Origin of the sequence: Mesorhizobium sp. M1A.F.Ca.ET.072.01.1.1 (assembly GCF_004023325.1) — a bacterium.
Lineage (GTDB): Bacteria > Pseudomonadota > Alphaproteobacteria > Rhizobiales > Rhizobiaceae > Mesorhizobium.
The window spans coordinates 1-20,887 of the sequence record NZ_RZSF01000031.1; the positions used below are offsets into that span (position 1 = coordinate 1).

Consider the following 20,887-nt stretch of genomic DNA (forward strand, 5'->3'; position numbering starts at 1 on the left):
CCGGGATGGTTCTCGCGCAACTCGCGGATATCGGCCGGCGTAAAGCGCTCATGCACCTCGCAATGGCCTTTCCAGGCGATGATCTCGACGTCGGTCTGGGCGGCGATATTGTGGGCCAGATATTCGTCCGGCAACATAATCACCCGGGGGACCCCAAGGGATTCGACGACCCCCTTGGCGTTGCCCGACGTACAGCAGATGTCGGATTCGGCTTTCACTTCCGCCGACGTGTTGACATAGGTGACGATCGGCACGCCGGGATAACGCTGGCGCATCAAGCGCACGTCCTGTACGGTGATCGAATCCGCCAGCGAGCAGCCGGCGCCGAGATCCGGAATGAGCACCGTCTTGTCCGGATTAAGGAGCTTGGCCGTTTCGGCCATGAAATGCACGCCGGCCAGCACGATGACTTGCGCCTCGACCGTCATAGCCTTGCGAGCCAGCGCCAAGCTGTCGCCGACGATATCGGCCACGCAATGGAAGATTTCGGGTGTTTGATAGTTGTGGGCCAGGATGACGGCATTGCGCTCGCGCCTGAGCGCCAAAATGGCCTCAATGTCATCGCTGAACGCTGCCCATTCCCCCGGTGGGATGACGCGCCAGACGCGCCGATAAAGAGACGCGGCTGAAGGTAACGCCCCGCTCATCGGCCCCTCCAATTATAATCCATCTGACTATAACGGGTATATATCTATGCCGACTATAAGCGTGTCAACCCCGCGCGACGGGCAATTTTGTGCCGACTATGGGCGTCTCGTCCAGGACAGCGTGGCGGAAGCGATAGAGCCTTGCCGGTCGCCCGCCCGTATCGACAGAAGTCTCGCCGGTCTCCTCGACCAGCTCCTGCTGCTCTATGAGGCGACGAAAGTTCGGCTTGTTGATCAGCCTGCCGGCGAGCGCTTCGACGGTTCGTTGCAGCTGTAGCAAAGTGAATGACTGCGGCATCAGCTCAAAGACGACCGGCCGGTATTTGATCTTGGAGCGTAATCGCGCAATGCCGGTCGCCACGATCCGACGGTGATCGGCGACCATGGACTTGCTGGGCACCAGCGAAGGCCGCGTCCCGTCGCGCGCGCTTCCCGCCTCTTGGACCAGACCTGCTTCGTAGATTAACTCATAGCGTTGAAGCGTGAGTTCCTCATTCCAATGGCGGCCGTCGAAGCCGAAGGCTGTCGCTGTCCGCTGTCGACGTTCGCGTCTCGTCGCCGCGTCGCCGGCGCCGTCTGCCCATTCAATCAGTCGCGGCCGCAGGACGTCCAACTCCACCGGCGGCGTCCCGGAGCGGTGGTCCTCCCATGGAAAATATTCATACCAGCTTCGCCAGCCGCAATTTGGCGAGCTCGCTGCCTGTTCCTTGCGCGTGAGCGCGAGATAGCTGATGGAGATAGCGCGCTGGCGGCGCCCGGAGCCGATGCGGTCTCGATCGGCGAAGGTGTAGAGCTGCTCAATATAGCCCAGCGGATGGCCGGTCTGCTGCTCCACCCACCCCCTCAACCCGGATTGCAGCGATCGGTGCTCAAGCGCAAATGGTCCGGAAGGTAGCGTATCCGCTTGCCCGATGGCGAGGACACAGGGTTCATTGTCGTTTACAGCGACGACAAAGGCGATCAGGTCCACTGTGACTTCGTCGGCCTTGACGGCCGCTCGATCTTTCCTGGTTCCTTTTGCCTGTTTGTCCATGGTCGCGAAAGCGGTTGGTAGGCCTGGGTGCCTTAATCGATTTAATTTAAACGCAGCTGTCTGCACGTCAACACCGCGCAGCTGCACGGCTTTTTTAGCTCTTCGCATTTGCACAAGAACGTGCCAAACGCGACACCTGCGGTGGGTGACGTCGGGGAAGGAGGCATGCATTGAGCACAGCAGGTGATTCGAAGGCGATTACACCGCCCGATATTCGGGCCCGTAAGGGTGGTGTCCCCCTGGTGTGCCTGACGGCCTATACGACGCCGATTGCAAAACTGGTCGATCGACATTGCGACATCGTTCTTGTCGGCGACAGCGTGGGCATGGTGCTGCACGGCCTGCCGTCGACGCTCGGCGTTACCCTCGACATGATGATCATGCATGCCAAGGCCGTGCGCGGTGGCCTGGAGAAGGCGCTGATGGTCGTTGACCTGCCGTTCGGCTGCTATGAGGAAAGTCCCGAGCAGGCGTTCCGCAACGCGGCTCGTTTAATGGCTGAGACCGGCTGCGCGGCTGTCAAGTTGGAGGGCGGCGAGGCGATGGCCGCTACCATCCAATTCCTCGGTGCTCGTGGCATTCCCGTCATGGCTCACATCGGCCTGACGCCGCAGGCAGTCAACGCTTTCGGCGGCTACCGCGTGCAGGGCAGGGGAGAGGACGCCGAGCGGATCAGGCGCGACGCGATATCGGTCGCGCAAGCCGGGGCCTTTTCGGTCGTGCTTGAAAAGGTACCAGAGCAGCTCGCGCGCCGCATCACCAGCGAGATTGGCATCCCCACCATCGGCATCGGCGCCTCACCGGCCTGCGATGGCCAGATCCTGGTGAGTGACGACATGCTCGGCCTGTTTTCCCCGTTCAAGCCGAAATTCGTCAAGCGCTACGCAGAACTCGGTGACCAGGCCGGTGCTGCGATCGCTGCCTATGCAGATGAGGTGCGCAAGCGGCACTTCCCTGCCGCCGAGCATGTCTTTGCCGATGCGCCCAAGGGCGCTGAGGCTGAACCCACAAGAAGCGAGGAGCCGCATGAGCGTGCCGAATGTCAGGACTGTTGCCGGGCTTCGCCAGATGGTCGCTGGATAGCGCCAGTATTGCCGTCGTGCCTACCATGGGAGCCTTTCATGAAGGGCATTTGAGCCTCGTACGTGCCGCGCTCCAGACAGCAGATCGTGTGATCGTGGCGCTGTTCGTAGACTAAGCAGTTGAACCGTGCCGCTGACCAACGCGGCACTTGAAGTTCCGTCGCTGCCCTTCAGTTCCTCAATACATTAAGGAAAGCGGCCGCCTGGCGGCCGCTTGCTTTCCCCCGAACCCCGCGCAGAGCGTCTGCGTTTCGTGCTCCAGCCTTTGGGCGGCTCGCTTGCGGGAGCATCCCCTCAAGAGATCTCCATTGCCCCCGTCGGGCGAGGGCGTGTCGAAGAATACTGGGCTCATCGGGGTGGCCAATCTTCGCAATCGGGTTCGGCACGCGATCCAACATTGGCGCCACCTAATGGGCGGCGGCTTAAGGCGTGATCTGTAGAGCAGACGATTGCGTCCATTCTCAGGTATTCGACGAATGTTTTACAGTTCAGCCGTGTGCGGTCGGACGCGCTTGTTCGAAAGCCGACGCTCAGGCTGCGAGTATTTCCGCCGGTGGGGGCCACGCCTGCCCATGTTTTCCTGTCTTTCAAGCAAGGTCCGCAAAAAAAGCCCGTGTTGGCATGCCGGTTGCAAACCGAAAAGGACCCGCACGGTCGCGCGGTCCCTACGCCAGAGTTCAAATGAAACTTCCAAGCTGACAGCGATGTAGCGCGAGTGCAACTCCGTCGCGCTTGATTTCCCAGGAAACACCAAAGGAGCCTGAAGAAATGAACGTGCCAAGTTATTCCACGGCCTCGCCAGATCAGCGGGCGGTGCGGGGGATATTTTCTCACCTAGCGGACCGCATCGATCGCCGCCTGCGAATACGCCCTCTTGGGATTATTAGCGATTTTGTCGCCGACCAACTCCCGCACCGTATCGCGGAGATCAAAAATAGTGAACAGCGAGCTGAAGCTGTCAAGGCGCTTGGGCGTGGCATCAACGCCATGCTAGCGGCAGGGGACTATGAGGCGCACCTGCTGAATCTGACACAGTCGGAGTTTGGGGTAGCCAAGACAGATATCCAATATCTCCTCAATATTGTTTACCAGATGTCTGCATTTGCGGGACTTAACCATTACGATGCCGAGTTAACGGTGGGAGAGCGGCTGAGGCGCATTGCAGCCTTAAGTTGCGAGCGGGAGCCTAGCATAGATGTTCTTTCCTATGAAGATATGATCCTTACCAATCCGGTGGAGAGCGATCCGCGCGTATATTGCCTCGACTCAGCTGGCGTCGAGGAGCGAGATTTTTGCCTGGGTCATCAACTCATTGAGAGAGATTTGCAATTCGCAGTGGACGCCCTGCTTGAGTTGCGTGACCAGGTCGGGGCGGATCCGCGCTGGTGTCTTACACTGTGCCTAGAGCGCTTGGAGTCGGCGAATTACATTCTGACGCGCTTTCATGATCATATGTCGCCCGATCTATTTGGCGAATTTCGCGAGTTCTACGGAAAAAACCCCTACAAGAATAGGCTGGCCCCAAGTGGCCGATTCTCGGCCCGCGTTGTCGCGGTTTCTGTACTACTCATCGGTGAAGAAATCTTCCGCAAAAAACCGCAATTCTATAGGGATGTTTATCGCCTGTCGGAATACTACCCGCGAGGATGTATTGGTGCGGTCTTTGGCTGGTTGTCTTCAGATAAGAGGAGCACGGGCGCCCAGCCAGGCTGGCTTAGAGGGAAAGCGGCCTTTCCTAAAATAGCAACCGTCTCGCCCGTGATAGAGCGGAAAAGCACTCAAATCCGAGAGCTGTACGCGTCCTGTGTCGATGCGCTGGACCGGTTCACCCGGATGCACCGAAAGTCGGCTTTGAAATATACGATTGAACCCGGTCGCACCATCGCCGGAGTTGAGGCGTGGGAAAGCATGGACGCTGTGCTTTCACAGCGGCTGTTAACGGCGGCGGATCAAAGCTAACAGGCACAATCGTCTGGGTGAGCGCCGTGCCAGCCTCGCAGGCGTCCAATAGGTGAGGTCGATGTTTCAAGACGACGTGATCTTTCGTAGGTTTGAACGTGAGGATGTCGATAATGTATGGCACCTGCATAGGAGTGCATCTGAGGCTGTTGGTGTGTATGGTCCGGAAGGGATGTGGGAGGATGATTTACGCAATATCGGAGAAGCATATATCGAATCTGGCGGAGACTTCGTAGTTGCGCATATTGGTCCCCAGTTCGCAGCTATGGGCGGATTGCAACCTGTCGGCGATGAAATCGCAGAACTCAAGCGTATACGGGTCGATCCCGCCTTTCAACGACGGGGGCTTGGAAGAAGGATTGTTAGCGAGTTGGAATCGCGAGCCGTTGCTCTCGGATTCAAATGCATAGTGCTTGAGACGACAACGATCCAAGTAGGGGCTCAAAGACTTTATGAGACGGCCGGCTATATTCGTCGCGGGGAGGGGAGGTTGCACGGATACGCCGTGATCTTCTACGAAAAGCGTCTCTCCGGCCAGGATGCTCTTGGTTTCTGCTGAGAAATGCCCCACCATCCGCTGCATGTATGTTTCGAGATTCAGGTTGTAAGTGGGCGCGTCTCTATGCGGACAGACAGACCTTCGGTTCCGAGTTCACCGACCGCGTAACTGCCTCGGTCCGATGAGCCGCAGTGTCCGTTCTGAGAATCAATGGGGTGTGACCTGAGACCCTGAACTTCCTCCAGATTTGGGTAGAGTCCGTCGATCACGGAGACGGACGATGCGACCATCACGGTTCACGGAAGAGCAGATCATCGGGATGCTGAAGGAGCAGAAGGCGGGCGCGAAGACGGCTGATGTCTGCCGCAAGCATGGCATCTCGGCAGCGACCTTCTACAACTTCAAGGCGGCGGGATGGAGGTGTCCGACGCCCGTCGCCTGAAGGCTCTGGAAGATGACAACGCCCGGCTGAAGAAGCTCCTGGCCGAGCAGATGCTCGACAACGCGATCCTGAAGGATGTTGCCGCAAAAAAATGGTGACGCCCGATGCGAACCGGAAGGCGGTGGCTCATGCCTGCAAGGCGTATGGGGTGAGCCAGCGTCGGGCGTGCCAGGCCCTGAGGATCGATCGTTCGACCGTGCGCTACACCGGCATCCGTCCGGACGACGCTTCGTTGCGCGAGGCGATGAAGGCTGTGGCGGCAGAGCGCCGGCGGTTCGGTTACCGCAGGATCCACGTCATGCTGGACCGGCAGGGCATCGTGATGAACCAGAAGAAGCTGCGGCGGCTTTACCGAGAGGAGAAGCTCCAGGTCCGCAAGCGTGGCGGCCGCAAGGGAGCGCTGGGCACACGCAGACCGATGCTCGTTCCGGATTGCGCCAACTCCCGCTGGAGCCTGGACTTCGTCTCCGACACCTTCACCGGCGGCCGTCGCTTCCGGGTGCTCGCCGTGGTCGACGACTATACGCGGGAGTGTCTGGCGCTGATCGCCGACACCTCGCTGTCGGGCCTGCGCGTTGTGCGCGAGCTCGACACCATCATGCGCTGGCGCGGGCGGCCCGCCATGATCGTTTCGGACAACGGCACGGAGCTGACCCCCATGGCGGTCCTGCGCTGGTGCCAGCAGACCGGCGTCGAATGGCACTATATCGCGCCGGGTAAGCCCATGCAGAATGCCTTCGTCGAGAGCTTCAACGGGCGCCTCAAGACAGTTCCTGATGTTTGGTGAGGGAAGCAGTATCTGATTGCATTTCCTGGTGAGTGAAATTGTGCGTTGCACAAAACTTGACGCGTGGCTAGCGTTCTTCCGCTGCGGGAATCGGGTTTGGGTAATACGTGACGAAGCAGTGAGAACAAATGCTTCGTCGAAAGTGCATTCATACCTGAGGATCCTGATGACCGTTACGAATACCGACAAAGCCGGCGCTACAAATCTCGAGGCAATCGCACGAAACGGCAGTATGCTACGTCGCATGGCCGTACGCATTCCGACATATTTGTCGGATCTTCGCGAGAATCCAGCGTGGCTGCCGATGTTCGTGCTCGCCCGCACTATGCCGGCACGCAGAATGCACTGGCTTGGTGCAAAGCCTGTTCGTGCGTCGCAGAAAGGCCGAGAAACAATGTTTGTCGGCGTCAATCGCCGAGACGTTGTCGATGCGCTGCAGTCGGATGGGCTTTTTTCCGGACTCGTCTTGCCCAAATTTGTCCATGAGGAGATTGCAGCTTTCGTCCGATGCACACCTTGCTTTGGCAATTTCGATCGCCGTTTCGAATTCATGCCGACGGAGCATGCACAGGCTGAAGCTCGGTTCGGCCGTGCGTTGCTCAGCGGCCACTATTTCGAGCGCATTCTCGGCTGCAAGGCGGCAGTTGCCATCCAAAACGATCCGTTGCTCATGGATATCGCTGCACACTATCTCGGCGGCCAGGCGAAACTGATCACCACGCGCGTTTGGTGGAGCTTCCCCACCACCCAGGCCTCCGACGCAGACAAGAACCTGGCATCACTCGGCAAATACCACTTCGATCTTGACGACTGGCGGATGTTGAAGTTCTTCTTTTACCTACTGCCGGTAGACGAGGGCACTGGCCCACATGTCTATGTCCGCGGCAGTCACAAGCGACGCGCGCTCAAGCATCAACTGACGCTTCTCGTCGGCCATCCCGCAGAAGAGGTTCTGGGCGTCTATGGCGAGCAAAGCGCCGTGACACTTACCGGAGAGGCAGGGCTTGGTTTCGTCGAGGATCCGTTCGGCTTCCACATGGGCACCGTACCGGCGCACAGCCCGCGGCTGATGATGGAAGTCGGCTTCGGCGTTTCGCCGCCCTCGCGGCGTCGCTTCCACGGCGAACCGGTTATTCGCTGATTTAGGCCAAAACAGCTTTCCCAGATCGAAGACAGTGCCTCGCAGGCAATAAGCAATGGCGCCGTCCCGGAGCAACCAGCGTCCACGGTCGGGCGTTTTCCGCCACATGGTGCCATTGCAATCCTGCCATCACCGAAGCCCGAGAAAGGACACGAGTGGTAATATGTCCCGGCGCCAACGGCGCTATACCCGTCGAAGACCCTGACCTGGATAGTTCGGCTGACCTCGCAAACGTTTCAACTTCTAGGATCGCAGCTGGTATCAGCCGAGAAATGGGGCCGTGGCCGTTTTGGGTAGTGTTCAGAAACCCTAAGCGGCCTGCATGCGTTTGGCGGCAATAGTCTAGGCCTTGGCAACGCCCGGCCGATCGCCTATGCATCAGAGCTTGACGCTTTTCAAAAATTCCATGGTTCTGCCGCAGGCATCCGGCGACCCGCCGGGCGGCCGACCGGCTCGGGTCCGCTTCAGCCGCCAATCAAGCCAAACAGTGCGGCGAACTGGGGTATTGATGTTCAACTCACTTGCAGATTATCCAGTCGTGACGTAGCGCCCATCATCTCGGCCTCCTCAAGAATTCCCACAGGCAGGGACAATGATTTCACGATGCGATCCCGATAGCCCTTGTTGTACCTTAAGCCCGACTCGATGTTTTGGATTTCCTCAGTGGCTAGCCCGCTCGTCACCGCCACGTCTTCGATCGAATATCCAAGGTGTTCACGATAAGCGCGAATGACGTGCACCCCCTCTGACATAGCCACCAAAACCGGCTCGGGAATGCATGAATCCTTCATAGAATCCTCCAAGAAGACTAGGGTGCCGGATGATCGGGAGACTCCTTCCCGATCTGCCCCTCCCAGACGCGCAATTCTCAACCGAGGACTCACGTATCCGGTGCTAAAGCTGGTCGCAGCGTTTTGTGAGAGTCCGATTAACGACAATCTGTGTTCAGGTCCAGACACCCTGGGGGTTAGGATCAAGCCGGCCAGGGGCGAATCCTCCGATTTGTGGTCGCTGCTCACAACCCTCTTGGTGGCATGCCAATTGCACAGTCACAGCCATGATACGTCTTCCGACATTGCCGTCGCGCAGGTAACCCAGGAGTTCACATGACGTTCGTCCGAACGCAATCAGCTGCGCATCCCGTGGGACGCCCCAGCTCCGTTGGATCTTGCTGCGCTTGGCGGACAGGATCGCTATCCCGCAGATCGCTTTCAGGCTGTCAGCTAGGGCTGCCATAACGATTTCCCGTAAAACAAACATTCGGTAGAACTCATGACTCGACCACATAAATATCTGCTTCTGCTCTCCCAATGGCAAATAACACCAGATCCTATTCAAATCCGTGTTGTTCAAAAGGAAAACGAAAAATGCCCACCTCAGAAAAAGACACTGTAGGGCGCTTGAGGCGCCTGAAATTGTGGTCTAACTGGCCGCGCACGATACTTGCTGCGACGGCCTTGGCCATTATAATGACCGCCCCAGCTCCAGCAGTCCCGCAAGGCGCTGACAAGCACAAGTCCGAACATAGCTTGGTCGTTGAAAGCTGGCTGAGTTGTATACTTGGGGCATTGTGCATTGGCGATCCAGAGGTCCTCGATCACCGGCGGTCACCTGGCCCGCTTGATGCACGGCGATGAGCTTTCAGCGGCCTGAGGTGGCGCTCTGGTCGCCATTGCGGTACGTTTTGACGCCTCGTCGGGCGCCGGGGTTGATCCGTCGGCGATGGCGGGCGGGGCTTTGCGGGTTGCGGTCAGCGTCCTCAGTCGCATCCCGCAACTCGCGACATAAACGATGGGGCGCCGATGCCCCGAAACGGACGATGCGCAGGATGCGCTGGTCCGGGCTGGATGTCGGCAGGTGCAGGCGAATTTGGGTCTTCATCTCGACCACACGCGCGACGATCTTGATGAGGCGCAATCGCAGCGTGTCGAATCGGGCGACGGCAAAGCTCGTTTCGGCATCGCGGCGCGCAAGCCCCGCATAAGCCAGTAGGCGCCGGCATGCAGGAACAGCCGGAACTGGTTAGCCGTCGCTCTTGAGCAGGATGTGCGGTGGCCAGTAAGATGCGTCTTCCAGGACTTGACGTGGTTTTCGGCCGCGCCGCGCCGGCAGTATTCGCCACTGTTGGACGACGGCATGCCGCCGTCGAAACGGGCAACGACGGACTTGCCTCCGACAGATGATAAACCGCTCAGCGGCGGCGTAGCATTGTGTATGGCGGATGTGGTCTCCGGAAATAATTAGGATTGGCGCCCGTCGCGTTTGGTTGCTTGCGTTTCATCGACTTTCACCACCTCCGCCAACCCTCATTAATCAGGCTGGCTGACCGGCATATGTCCGGCCTCCCGCAAGGCGCTGAGGAAGAGAGCGGCATGGTCGTCGACATTAATCTTGGCCTGCATCGACAGGGGCATGCCGGTCCAATTCTCCAGTGGCGCGGTCAAAGCCGAGAAAGTTCCGCCGACAATGCAATGGCGAATACCAACGCCTCGTATGTCCAAAGCCAGCACGCCCGTCCGGTCACTTGGATATCGGATGGCCGCGATCCGCTGGACCGCCGCGTCACCGTCCACCCGCACGTCGAAAAGTAGGATACCGCGGCTCCTGGCGGCTATCGCCGCGGCCTTTTCAGTGAAGCCTATGGAGAGCGCGCCGACACTTTCGACCGCCATCTGGAATACCAGCGAATCCAGTTCATCCGCAGCCATGGCGGGTAATTGCGCGCAACACGGAGGTGATTGCAACGACGCACACGGCTTGTTCACAGATGTCGGCCCACGCCCGATCATTTGGTTTGGGTGACGCTCGGCCATTGACCCGCGTGTGCTCCGATTCGAACCAATCTCGGGCAAAAGGCGCGGGCTGGTAATGACGTTGGGCTTCCGCTCGAGGCCCATTAACAAACTCTTCCTTAGGTCCTCGAAGCTCGGCCACCTGGCGCTTGATCGAAGCGTCGAGAAGCTTGTTTCTGAAGGTCCGGCCTCTTTCAGAGCCTATTTTGTTATGCCTGGATCTTGGACATGCAGTGAAGTGGGCCGTCTATCAGTTTTTCGTGTTTCTTGCAGGCTCAACCCGCTTGAGCACAGCGGCACGTCAGCGCATCAAATTCGTCCTCAGTTCACAAACGAGGCTCCCTGGGGTACGGAGAGAGCAGAGAAATCTCCGGTCGCAGCCTACCCGGTCAAAACAGGAAACCCCAACGATGAAGACTCTCGTCGTCTGCTCCGGCGGATTGGACTCCATTTCCCTTGCTCACAAGGTGGCAGCGGAGCACGAACTCGCCGGCCTCCTATCCTTCGATTACGGCCAAAGGCACAGCAAGGAATTGGACTTCGCCGGCCTTTGCGCGGAGCGTCTGAACGTCCCGCACAGCATCATCGACATCCGCGAAATCGGCCGCGGCCTTTCCGGCTCCGCGCTGACTGACAATGTGGAGGTACCCGATGGGCACTACGCCGAAGACATGATGAAGGTCACGGTGGTGCCCAACCGGAACGCCATCATGTTGGCCATCGCCTTCGGCTTCGCGGCCGCGCGCAAGTCGGAAGCGGTGGCGACCGCCGTGCATGGTGGCGATCACTTCATCTACCCGGACTGCCGGCCAGCCTTCATCGACGCCTTCCAGATGATGCAAGACCGCGCGCTCGAAGGCTTCGCGAATATTCGCCTGTATACGCCTTATGTGAATCTCACGAAGGCGGACATAGTTGAGGATGGAGCCCGACACGGCACGCCATTTGCGGAGACCTGGTCCTGCTACAAGGGCGGCAAGCGTCACTGTGGACGGTGCGGGACGTGTGTCGAGCGGCGGGAGGCGTTTCATCTCTGTGGCCACCCAGACCCCACCGACTACGAGGACGCCGACTTCTGGCTCGACGCGTTGCGCAGGAGGAGCGTGTAATGTTCCGCATCACCAAGGAATTCCACTTTTCAGCCTCTCATCAACTCACGTCCCTGCCGCCTGACCACCAGTGCGCGCGCCTGCACGGGCATAACTACATCGTCGAAGTGGAGCTATCGGGCAAGGAACTGAACGAGCACGGCTTTGTCCGCGACTATCACGATTTGGCACCGCTCAAACGTTATATTGACGATAAATTCGACCACCGACATCTCAATGACGTGCTGGGACATGAAAAGGTTACCGCGGAATGTCTGGCCAGACACTTTTATGAATGGTGCAAGGCACGCTTGCCCGAAACCACGGCCGTGCGGGTTAGCGAAACGCCGAAAACATGGGCCGAATGCCGGCCATGACCGATACGCATCCCGCAATCCGCGTGAGTGAGATTTTCGGGCCGACGATCCAGGGCGAGGGCGTGCTCATCGGTCTGCCGACGGTCTTCGTCAGAACCGGCGGGTGCGATTATCGCTGTTCCTGGTGCGACAGCCTGCATGCGGTGGACAGGCAATTCCGGCATGAATGGCAGATGATGTCCTCCGACGCGGTGTGGCAAAACGTGGTCGCGCTTTCCGGCGGCCGCCCGTTGATGGTTTCGCTGTCAGGCGGCAATCCGGCTATCCAGCCTTTCGGTGCTCTCATCAAGCGAGGCCATGACGAGGGCTACCGATTTGCTCTGGAAACCCAAGGTTCCGTGGTCAGGGAATGGTTCGCCGAACTTGACGTGCTGGTTCTCAGCCCAAAGCCACCGTCAAGCGAAATGAGGACCGATTGGGCCACCATCGAGGCATGCTTCCAGGCGGCGCGGGACAAGCCGCAAGTCGTGCTGAAGCTCGTTGTTTTCGACGAAAATGACTATGCCTTTGCGAAAGAGGCCGCCGCGAGATTTCCGCGACTTCCAGTCTATCTGCAACCCGGCAATCACACGCCGCCACACCCCGGAGATGAAGACGCGCCTGTCGACGTTGATGGAATAATGAAACGCATGGAGTGGCTGGTTGATAGCGTAACCCGCGACAGGTGGTTCGAAGCCCGCGTGTTACCACAGCTGCACGTTATGCTCTGGGGTAACAAACGAGGCGTCTAGCCAGCACTCGCCGGGGGTGACAGCCTTCGGCATCCCATAGCAAGGAATCGACAATCAAGATGCCGATCACAGCCTCGTAAAGAGCTTGCGTCGACGGCTTTCCTGTCGCTGAGGCAGCATGTAGCGCGCCTAGAGCGACACTCCACCCTGACCGTTGGCCCTTCTGTCGAATAGGGACGCGCCAGCGGTCAGTGCAGAAAATCCACATAAGCACGATATGAAGGATTGCTGACGAATGTCATTGCTAACGCTGAGGCGTCGCTCGCTGTCGCCGGCTCGCATTTCGAGCCCGATGAAGTTTGACTGGCAAGGTCCTCCAGCGCTTTGCGGATCAAGTCGTCCCGCGGTGAACGGCGCTCGCTGCCGGCCAGCTCTCGTGAACGCCGCGCAAGAATTGGGGGCAAAGCGAAAGCCGTCATTAGGCCAGCTGCTATCTGCAATCGACAGCTATGAACCCTCGCAATCTCCAGTGCTGCGGAAATGGCTCGCAATCGATCAAACGCGATTGACGCGAATTTTACGATCAAAATGCTCAAACTGCAGCTGAGTGCCTGGCCGTTCCACCCTCGAAATATTTGTCGAACTTCACCGCAATGCTCCTTACGAAGGGGCGATTTTCCGCCGGCACGACGAATCTGTCGCCTTGGAGTTCAAGCAGTCGAGCAGGATCCTTAAGGGCTATGGAGCTTGCCTGACTAAGGAGCTTTTGGCCGGCTTTCCCGAAGCTCTCCACCAGGTCGACCGCCGAGAAGGCGAAATCGCACATCAGTCGCTCAATGATCCAGCCCCGGACGCGATCGTCGTCGGAAAATGCTATGCCGCGGACGGCGGCCAGCTTCCCCTCTTCCATCATGCTCCGGTATTCGCCGGTCGAAGGCATGTTCTGCACATAGCCTTGACGAAACCGGCCGATGGACGAAGAGCCAAGTCCAATCAACGTCTCGCAGCGATCCTCGGTGTAACCCTGAAAATTGCGATGCAACGCTCCCGCGCGGGCCGCTATCGCCAACGCATCGCCCGGCCTTGCGAAATGGTCGAGCCCGATTAATTCGAACCCCTTGTCCTCGATCGCTCGCGCAGCAAGTTGCGATTGCGCAAACCGCTCCGTGGGACCGGGGAGCCATGCCTCGTCGATCATCGTCTGATGTTTCTTGAACCAGGGCACGTGAGCATAGCCGAACAGGGCGATCCTGTCCGGTTCCAGGGTGAGCGCCTGCGCCACGGTGGAACGCACGCTCTCGCTGGTTTGATGCGGCAGGCCATAGAGCAGATCAAGGTTCACGGAATCTACTCCCCTGGAGCGAACGCCATCGACGACTGCCTTGGTCTGCAAGAAACTTTGCTCGCGGTTGATCGCCCTTTGCACTTTCGGATCGAAGTCCTGCACGCCGAGGCTCGCCCGCGTCATACCGATTTCGGCAAGCGCGTCGAGGCGGGCTCCGTCCATCTCGTTCGGATCGATCTCGACACTGATCTTGGCATCGTCGAGAAAATCGAAATTGTCTCGCAGCGCCGTCCCCAATGTCACCAGATGCTGCGGCTTCAGCATGGTCGGCGAACCGCCCCCGAAATGAACCGCGCGAACTCGGCCCTTGCCGCTGACAAGGCTGCCAACCGTCGCGATCTCTGCATACAACGACTGCAAATAGGCGGCGACCGGCGCATAGTGACGTGTATGCTTGGTATGGCACGCGCAAAACCAGCAGAGCCTGTCGCAATAGGGAATATGCAGGTAAAGCGATATCTCCCCGCCGCCTTCGAGCGCCTCCAGCCAGCCACGATAAACGACTGCATCGACACCTCGATGGAAATGCGGTGTGCTGGGGTAACTGGTATAGCGCGGGACATTCTCGAGTCTGGCAGCCAGTTCCGATCTCATAAAGTTGTCAACCTGTTTGAGTCGCCGGACTGTGGACGCACAGATGAGCCAAAGCACTGATCTCGGTCAGCCTCCAGCATGACAAACTGCCGCAAGGATTTTTCTACCGTCGATTGTTATGGTGCCGGCGCTTGGGACCGGGAGGGCGATCAGATCGGGAGAGCGATCAATGACACTACGGCACGGCCTTCACAGTTCCGGCATCCCCGCCTATTGCCTGTCTTGCCAGGCACGGCACCGTGGCCTCTGCAGCGCACTCGATCCAGATCGTTTGGCCAAGCTCGCCAAGACTTCGTCGCGGCATAGGGTCGAACCGGGCGTCGAACTGGTAGGCGATGCCGAGGCCCTCAACAGCTATTCGAACGTGCTTTCGGGCGTGGTGAAGCTGACGAAGAGCCTCTCGGACGGCCGCCAGCAAATCGTCGGTCTCCGGTTCGCGCCGGATTTTCTGGGACAGCCCTTCAAGGCGAAAAGCGCGATCCATGCCGAAGCGGCAACGACTGTCTCGATATGCTCGTTTCCGAAAGAGGCAATCGAAAAGATGATGAAGCAATCACCGGAGCTCGAGCATCGCCTGCTCAAGCAGACGCTGAACGAGCTCGACGAAGCACGCGAATGGATGGTGACTCTGGGCTGCAAGACCGCGCCTGAGAAGGTAGCGAGCTTTCTTCTTATGATCGCCCGCAACATCGGTTCCAGTGTTGGCCCGGCAGGCAGATCGGCGTGCTTCGAGCTGCCGCTGACGCGCGCCGACATCTCTGATTTTCTTGGAATTACAAATGAGACGGTGAGCCGTCAGCTGACCAGACTGAGAATGGACGGCGTGATCCGGATCGAGAACAGCCGCCGTGTCACAGTAGACGACATGAGCCGGCTGGAACAACGTTGCGGTGGGCGGTGGCCGAGGCGATACCGCCGTTGAACGAGACCTGAGTGTCGCTCCGGCCGGCTCGTTCTTGGTCGGCGTGGCCGCCTGTCCCATTCCCGCCCGCTCCATTCGCTATGCTCCCGTGTTGGGGACTATGCGGCTACGCGGTGAGCGGGCAGGGGGTCCTTTCTACAACGCTGCTGCTTTCGTCAGATGACGCCGAATAAATCGCGCCGGTTTGATACTTGCGAGTCATTCCGCAGAGCGGCCGAGCTGCTCGTGGACATACGGCTCATCGATTTCGGCCGTGGAGGCAAGGCCCGGCTCGACCCGAATGCCACACCTTTGCTGTTCGCCTTCGGGCAGATCGCCGCACGCGCTAGCCGCAAACCCGCGCGTTTGATGAGACGGGTAACTTCTTTGCCGCTGAGTGGCCGGGCAGCGATCTTTTTGCTGTCAAATGGCTTACAGAACTGACCCGATCGGCGTCCAATTTTTCGCAGCCGGTCACACCTTACGTGTCCTGCGGTGCGGAGACGTCCGCCGCCTGGCTCAGATGACTCTTGGATTGAACGAATCGCGATAACGCACCTCGAAACTGGAGAGAGCTGATTGGATCGAGTGATACCACTTTGGGATTTGCGAGATCTGCGTGCTCGAGCGCAGACAGTGTTCGCGTGCGGTTCTGGCCATCTCATCGAAATCACTGTAACCGACCGCAAGGCGATGCATCATTTCTGCAGCTTTGGCCTCGATGTCCGGCTCGTCGAGGACAACGCCATTAAGCCCATTTACGACCTGCCTCTTCAGGCCAAAGGCGGACGACACTACGACGGGTTTGCCTCGGAACAGAGCCTCTGTTGCCGTAAGACCGAAGCCCTCTTCGCGAGATAGCGCAAATACTCCATGGGCGTTCTGTTGCAGCCGGCCGACGATTTCCGCATTTGCGTCGTGGTCCTTCATCGAAATACAGACCAGATACACGCGCCGCCGCACTTCCTCCGATAATTGAGTGCATAATAGGACGCATTTCTCGAAATACTCCCGTCCTTCAGGATCGTCGGCAACATCCAAAGGATCCGGTCCCGCGATCACCAGGCGTGTATCGTAGGCTTCCGCGAGCGCCGTTTTCACAAAGCGATCGTAAGCCGCGATAATCCGGTCAATACCTTTCAGTCCATCCCATCGCGATACATGAAGGAAATACCGTGAGCCGAGAATGTCCTGAAGGGAGGGGGTGGGCTCGAATTCTTGGCTGTTGAACGAAACCAAATGGTCTAGCCTCTGGCCCGCTCGCCCTTCATAATTGCGGTTCTTGCTTGAAAATGGGCTGATTGAAGGCGGGATGATATCTATGGGCAGATCAGTATCAAAGGCATATTCCTTGTCGCTTAGGACAATGCGTTGGAATTGATGGAGGTATTCGCCCAAGAGTTTCCAGATTTCGTCGACCGTCGGGGTGCGCTTCGGATATCCGATGTGGCATCGCCAGATTGCCGGGTGTGGGTGAGATTCAAGGAACTTCGCAACTGCAACAAGGGGCTGCGGATCATGAATTACCAGAAAGCCATCAGGCCTGATGATCCTTTCCAGCTCCGCAGCGCCTTTCTTCGATGCCTCAAGATAATGCGGGAGCAGATCATTTAAGCCTGCCACCTTGACGTCGTGAAGAGAATTATGAAGCGCTTTGGTGAATTGAAAAAATTGTTCTTCCTTCGGTTTAAAGATGAGCCAACGCACGTCAAAACCAAGCTCCCGAAGCAGGCAAATGTGGTGTGGAAGCATTTCGGCCACCCCGCCGCCGAATGCGGTGGAATTTACGTGCCAAATACAGCGGCTGCCGATCATGTTACGAGCTTCTCCGGACGAACGAAATAGTTCGTCGAGGAGGTCCCCATAATGGTTTCTCTCCGCCGTGTAATGGGCAAGTACCGAGCCCTCTACCAGCACCTCATCAAAAAGTGAGGTGCGGGGTTTCGTTGATACTTTCATTCGTGGCCCCCTCCCTTAGGTCTGTGGAGCAGGTTCAACTCAGCTGGTTTGAAAGGAAGCCTCGCCAAAGTTCTCTATCCAATCCCTTGTGTCAGGATGATCTCTGGCATTGGGGCCGACGCCGACGCAGTCGCAGCCTGCCGCGATCGCCGCTTCAATTCCGGTGGGGGAATCCTCAAAAACCAAGCATCTTTTGCCGGCGATGCCCAGCATTCTCAACAGCGTTTGATAGGGTTGCGGATACGGCTTTCCCTGACTGACGTCCTCGGCTGCAATCATGATCCGCGGCCAGGAGAGTCCAGCCGCCTCAAGGCGGGCAAGGGCCGAAACCCGTGCCGAAGAGGTGACAATAGATCGCCTTTCTGCTGGGATAGAGCTATAGAACTCTACGGCGCCCTCGATCGGTTGCAACAGTCCCATCGCTTGAACTTCGTAACCCGCAATGCGATTTGCCTCGCGTTCTGGCGAGAGATCGGGCGCGATCGCCGCCACCAAATCGACGTCGCGGCGGGCGGCCGACATTCGCACCGCGTTCTCCGGAGAGATCCGTTCCTCCCGTGCCCATCGACGGAGTGCGCTTTCGACCACAGCCTCCGAATCTACAAGGGTTCCGTCCAGATCGAAGGCTACGTGATCATAGTCGTCGAGGTGAACATTAACGGTTGCGGTTTTCCTGCGATTTTTCAAGGCTTTCCACCCCATATCAGCCCCAATGATGCTTATTGGAAAGGCCGGCTCTTTCTGTGGTGTGAAATGCCTCCGCGCACTATTCGACCATGGGCTGGGTCAGTGACCTGTGCAGTCATGTCACCGTCCCAACCGTGTGCCGGCTGCAAAGCGGCAAAAAATGCACCGTCCATGGAGCCAGGACCGAGCATCTAAATTGCGCCTTTACCGAGTGACATAGCCATTCGCCTGGCGTTGGCCATGATTGTGTGGGTCGGATTGCTGTTCCCGGCGAAGTTCATAACGGAGCCATCCATCACATGGATGTTAGTCAACCCATGGACCCTGCCGCAGCTGTCCACGACCGAGTTCCTCGGATCACTACCGGCGCGCATCGTGCCGTGCAGGTGGGAGCTGCCTTTTCCCGGGAAATATGGCTCTCGCTCGATGCGGAATGCGCCAAGGTGGCGCAGAATTTCATCCGCGCGGTCGGCGAGAAAATTGATTCGTGCACGGTCATTTTCCGAGCTTCGGTATTCAAAACGGATATAAGGGGTACCGTACTGGTCAGCGGCCTCGTCAAGCGACACGCGGTTATGCGACCATGGCTCTTCTCCGGCTATGTAGTGCAGGCGCACGACGCCTACGTTCTCATTCGGCGAAGCGAAATTCGCTTCATAAATGAGCCCACCAAATTTGCATGGCGCGCCGTTATGTTCGTAGAACTCATCGGTATAAACGGTCGAATGCGGTCCCCAGTGGGGAGCAAATGCATCGGAGCCCCGATCGGCTCGCTTCATGTAGCCGACGGAGTAGCCGCCAATCTTGAACGAGAGGCCGCGTCCAACGAGGCCGGAGTCGTTTCCTATTCCCTTTGGAGCATGGTCACCCTTCGACCGGAGCATCAATGCCGCTGTTTGTATCGCGTTTGCGCAGACGATTACCCTTTCAATTGGGATCCGGATCAGTTCCGATGAGAGCGGCACATAGCACTCAAGGGCTCCAGCCCGACCGTCGTTCTGCATTTGGATCCGGTTGACGAAACAGCCGTATAGAACCGAGATTGACCCTGGCAGGGCGGAGTCATCCAAAATGTTTCTTGCAAGCACTGATGCTCTCGCATCCGTAGGGCACGCGAGTTCATCGCAAGCCGAACAATTGATGCATCCCTTGTTGGTCCCTGGCGGCCTGATTGCTAGTGGGATGGTTTTTGATCTTATGCCGAGTTCCTGCATTGCATTGGATAACATCAGCCCACGCTGACTGGGTGGATACGATGGAAACCCATTTGCGCCACTGATCTCCAAGAGATGCTCGATCTCCAAATAGTAGGGTTCGAGCTCCTCGAGGGTAATCGGCCAGTCAATCGCCATGTCAGTCGTAAGATATTGGGAAGCTGACAGATCTGCTTGTCGGTATCTGAACGTTATCGCGTTGTAGAAACCCATCCCCCCGCCGACGCAGCACGCTGTCCAGGGGTTGCCATCGGCCTGGCCATTGGAAGTGAGTGCCTTGCTATAGGCCTCTTGATTAGGCCCGAGCATGGCGCCAGGACAAGCCGGGCCTCCATATTCCAGGACGGCCACATGGCACCCCTTTTCCGCAAGTGTCCGGGCGACGATCGATCCAGATGGCCCGGAGCCGACAACAACCGCATCGAAGTTTGTGTAATTACACGCATGCGCTGCAATGTGTCTGATGTCCGTCACGGGTAATAGTCTCCTGTGAGGTTTGTGGTAGCAGGCCAGCGGGCGGTGTTCGCGATTGACATCCGGAGGTGCCTTATATGGGACGCGTAGTGGGGGGCGGCGATGCCCGCCGGACCGGTGGCTGGGTGGCGACAGTTGACGAAAAGGCCGTCGTGTGTGGATGCCTTCAGAAGACCAGCGGCGGCGGCATTGGTGAGGTGACCATGAAAACGTCTTCTCCTTTTCAGTGACGTGTTGCGGATGGCAGCGCATTTACTGTGCCAACGAGAAACCGTTTTAACTCAATCCGATGCTTGTACTCTGGTAGTCGCATTTCCAACATTGTCGGACATTGGGCAGTGCCAAACGCCAAGCGCTTGCGGGCTCGATCCGCCGTCAGGAATCATGGACGCCGCAGTCTCAGCCTTCGTCCCGATACTCGTGTTCCTCTCCTTTTAGCGTAACCGTCTACTGGATGGCGATCCGGCGGTCGCTGGCGCCCACCGAAGTAAGGCGACAAGAGATCGGATTGCGCGATGGCGATAATCTCTCACTCAATGGCTTGAGCGGCCTCACGGCGGAACTGGTCCCTCGCGGGCGCCGTCGAACGGCTTCTCGAGCGCCTGGAAGGCCCTCGATGCCGAAAGCGAGTTCGGCGCGACAGTGCACATGAAGTGCGCATGCCGATCACAGGCTCGCTCGCTCAGATCCAGAGCTATTGGCCGAAGTTCGCCAGGGATTGGCCAGAACGGCTATGCCCGGCATCGAGAATGCATGTCGAGCCTTGGGGGTTGTCGAAGACTGCTTCAACTCGCGCGGGCAGAATCGGGCATCGGCATCGCAGGCCAGGCTATCGATACTGGCCCAACGTTCCTCGAGCAAAGCCAATGTGCCGGGCGGCTAGTCCTTGACGTCCACGGCTACGATTCTTCGACGGCTTGTCGAACCAGACCTTGGTGCGGCTGCCGATCGCCGGTTCCGTCCTTTTGGGACGGTCAGCCGAATCCGGCGCAGGGCTGGTGTTATTTTGCCCCCGTCTTTGGTGCCTGTTCAACAAAGCGACCGGGCAGCTTGAAATACGCGCGACGCGCGCAAAATGAGGAGCGGACCGCCGAATGAGCCTGCACCTGCACCTGTCCGCCTCCCTGCAGCACCGGCTCGGCGCTTATATTGACTCGGGTCAACGAAGCTTGCTGCGACGGCTCGCCGACACTCC

At 58.3% G+C, this 20,887-nt stretch carries 18 protein-coding genes and 2 pseudogenes; 11 read left to right on the plus strand and 9 right to left on the minus strand.

Features of this window, described 5'->3' with window-relative positions; genetic code table 11:
• Together EOA32_RS07205 and EOA32_RS07210 are read right to left on the minus strand one after the other, a co-directional pair.
• A partial coding sequence (locus tag EOA32_RS07205) for a quinolinate synthase (protein ID WP_145971274.1) occupies positions 1-647 on the minus strand: 647 nt, incomplete at its 3' end.
• A gap of 64 nt (positions 648-711) precedes the next feature.
• Positions 712-1,680: a hypothetical protein gene (locus EOA32_RS07210; RefSeq protein WP_128371338.1), complete on the minus strand. Its 969-nt coding sequence runs from the start codon at positions 1,678-1,680 to the stop codon at positions 712-714.
• 170 nt (positions 1,681-1,850) lie between these two features.
• Between EOA32_RS07210 and panB the strand changes: the two genes are divergently transcribed.
• The 6 genes and pseudogenes from panB to EOA32_RS07245 all read left to right on the plus strand — a co-directional run bounded on the left by panB (position 1,851) and on the right by EOA32_RS07245 (position 7,590).
• Positions 1,851-2,816, plus strand: coding sequence for a 3-methyl-2-oxobutanoate hydroxymethyltransferase (gene panB, locus EOA32_RS07215; RefSeq protein WP_245499189.1), 966 nt, complete (start codon positions 1,851-1,853; stop codon positions 2,814-2,816).
• Entirely contained in the window at positions 2,789-2,878 is a 90-nt protein-coding gene (locus EOA32_RS39700; RefSeq protein ID WP_245499190.1) for a pantoate--beta-alanine ligase, read from the plus strand. The genes panB and EOA32_RS39700 overlap by 28 nt, the downstream gene beginning before the upstream one ends.
• 652 nt (positions 2,879-3,530) lie before the next feature.
• Complete coding sequence (locus EOA32_RS07225) at positions 3,531-4,721, plus strand: hypothetical protein (protein WP_245499191.1); 1,191 nt, start codon at positions 3,531-3,533, stop codon at positions 4,719-4,721.
• Positions 4,722-4,782: 61 nt separating this feature from the next.
• Entirely contained in the window at positions 4,783-5,280 is a 498-nt protein-coding gene (locus EOA32_RS07230) for a GNAT family N-acetyltransferase (protein ID WP_128371316.1), read from the plus strand.
• A 220-nt stretch (positions 5,281-5,500) separates the two neighbouring features.
• Positions 5,501-6,428 (plus strand): annotated as a pseudogene (locus tag EOA32_RS07240) (IS3 family transposase); the annotation flags it as partial.
• Between the two features lie 187 nt (positions 6,429-6,615).
• Positions 6,616-7,590: a hypothetical protein gene (locus tag EOA32_RS07245; protein WP_128371340.1), complete on the plus strand. Its 975-nt coding sequence runs from the start codon at positions 6,616-6,618 to the stop codon at positions 7,588-7,590.
• A 512-nt stretch (positions 7,591-8,102) separates the two neighbouring features.
• On the opposite strand, the gene EOA32_RS07250 is transcribed toward EOA32_RS07245, so the two are convergent.
• The 3 genes and pseudogenes from EOA32_RS07250 to EOA32_RS07260 all read right to left on the minus strand — a co-directional run bounded on the left by EOA32_RS07250 (position 8,103) and on the right by EOA32_RS07260 (position 10,298).
• Complete coding sequence (locus EOA32_RS07250; RefSeq protein WP_128371319.1) at positions 8,103-8,381, minus strand: helix-turn-helix transcriptional regulator; 279 nt, start codon at positions 8,379-8,381, stop codon at positions 8,103-8,105.
• Between the two features lie 1,027 nt (positions 8,382-9,408).
• A pseudogene (locus EOA32_RS07255) lies at positions 9,409-9,710 on the minus strand (transposase); the annotation flags it as partial.
• A gap of 189 nt (positions 9,711-9,899) precedes the next feature.
• Positions 9,900-10,298, minus strand: coding sequence for a hypothetical protein (locus EOA32_RS07260; RefSeq protein ID WP_128371320.1), 399 nt, complete (start codon positions 10,296-10,298; stop codon positions 9,900-9,902).
• 494 nt (positions 10,299-10,792) lie between these two features.
• On the opposite strand from EOA32_RS07260, the gene queC reads away from it, so the two are divergent.
• The 3 genes from queC to queE are packed head-to-tail and all read left to right on the plus strand — an operon-like array spanning position 10,793 to position 12,578.
• Positions 10,793-11,491 carry a 7-cyano-7-deazaguanine synthase QueC gene (gene queC, locus EOA32_RS07265; RefSeq protein WP_128371321.1) on the plus strand — a complete coding sequence of 233 codons (699 nt, stop codon included), beginning with the start codon at positions 10,793-10,795 and terminating at the stop codon, positions 11,489-11,491.
• Positions 11,491-11,847 (plus strand): 6-carboxytetrahydropterin synthase QueD, encoded by a 357-nt coding sequence (gene queD, locus EOA32_RS07270; RefSeq protein ID WP_041003134.1) that lies wholly within the window; start codon positions 11,491-11,493, stop codon positions 11,845-11,847. Before queC ends, queD begins: the two co-directional genes overlap by 1 nt.
• Positions 11,844-12,578: a 7-carboxy-7-deazaguanine synthase QueE gene (queE, locus tag EOA32_RS07275; protein ID WP_128371322.1), complete on the plus strand. Its 735-nt coding sequence runs from the start codon at positions 11,844-11,846 to the stop codon at positions 12,576-12,578. The genes queD and queE overlap by 4 nt, the downstream gene beginning before the upstream one ends.
• A gap of 532 nt (positions 12,579-13,110) precedes the next feature.
• On the opposite strand, the gene hemN is transcribed toward queE, so the two are convergent.
• Positions 13,111-14,457 carry an oxygen-independent coproporphyrinogen III oxidase gene (gene hemN / locus EOA32_RS07280; RefSeq protein ID WP_128371341.1) on the minus strand — a complete coding sequence of 449 codons (1,347 nt, stop codon included), beginning with the start codon at positions 14,455-14,457 and terminating at the stop codon, positions 13,111-13,113.
• A 169-nt stretch (positions 14,458-14,626) separates the two neighbouring features.
• Between hemN and EOA32_RS07285 the strand changes: the two genes are divergently transcribed.
• Together EOA32_RS07285 and EOA32_RS07290 are read left to right on the plus strand one after the other, a co-directional pair.
• Positions 14,627-15,379 carry a Crp/Fnr family transcriptional regulator gene (locus tag EOA32_RS07285; protein WP_128371323.1) on the plus strand — a complete coding sequence of 251 codons (753 nt, stop codon included), beginning with the start codon at positions 14,627-14,629 and terminating at the stop codon, positions 15,377-15,379.
• Positions 15,380-15,604: 225 nt separating this feature from the next.
• Positions 15,605-15,802 carry a hypothetical protein gene (locus EOA32_RS07290; protein WP_128371324.1) on the plus strand — a complete coding sequence of 66 codons (198 nt, stop codon included), beginning with the start codon at positions 15,605-15,607 and terminating at the stop codon, positions 15,800-15,802.
• A gap of 75 nt (positions 15,803-15,877) precedes the next feature.
• Here EOA32_RS07290 and EOA32_RS07295 read toward each other — a convergent pair whose 3' ends face one another.
• The 3 genes from EOA32_RS07295 to EOA32_RS07305 form a co-directional block, all read right to left on the minus strand.
• The gene (locus EOA32_RS07295) at positions 15,878-17,317 is read right to left on the minus strand and encodes a glycosyltransferase (RefSeq protein WP_128371325.1); all 1,440 of its coding nucleotides are present in this window, start codon (positions 17,315-17,317) and stop codon (positions 15,878-15,880) included.
• A gap of 39 nt (positions 17,318-17,356) precedes the next feature.
• On the minus strand, positions 17,357-18,004 hold the full coding sequence (locus tag EOA32_RS07300) for an HAD-IA family hydrolase (RefSeq protein WP_245499192.1): 648 nt from the start codon (positions 18,002-18,004) through the stop codon (positions 17,357-17,359).
• A 191-nt stretch (positions 18,005-18,195) separates the two neighbouring features.
• Positions 18,196-19,692, minus strand: a complete 1,497-nt coding sequence (locus EOA32_RS07305; protein WP_128371327.1) for a GMC family oxidoreductase — start codon at positions 19,690-19,692, stop codon at positions 18,196-18,198.
• Between the last annotated feature and the right edge of the window lie 1,195 nt (positions 19,693-20,887).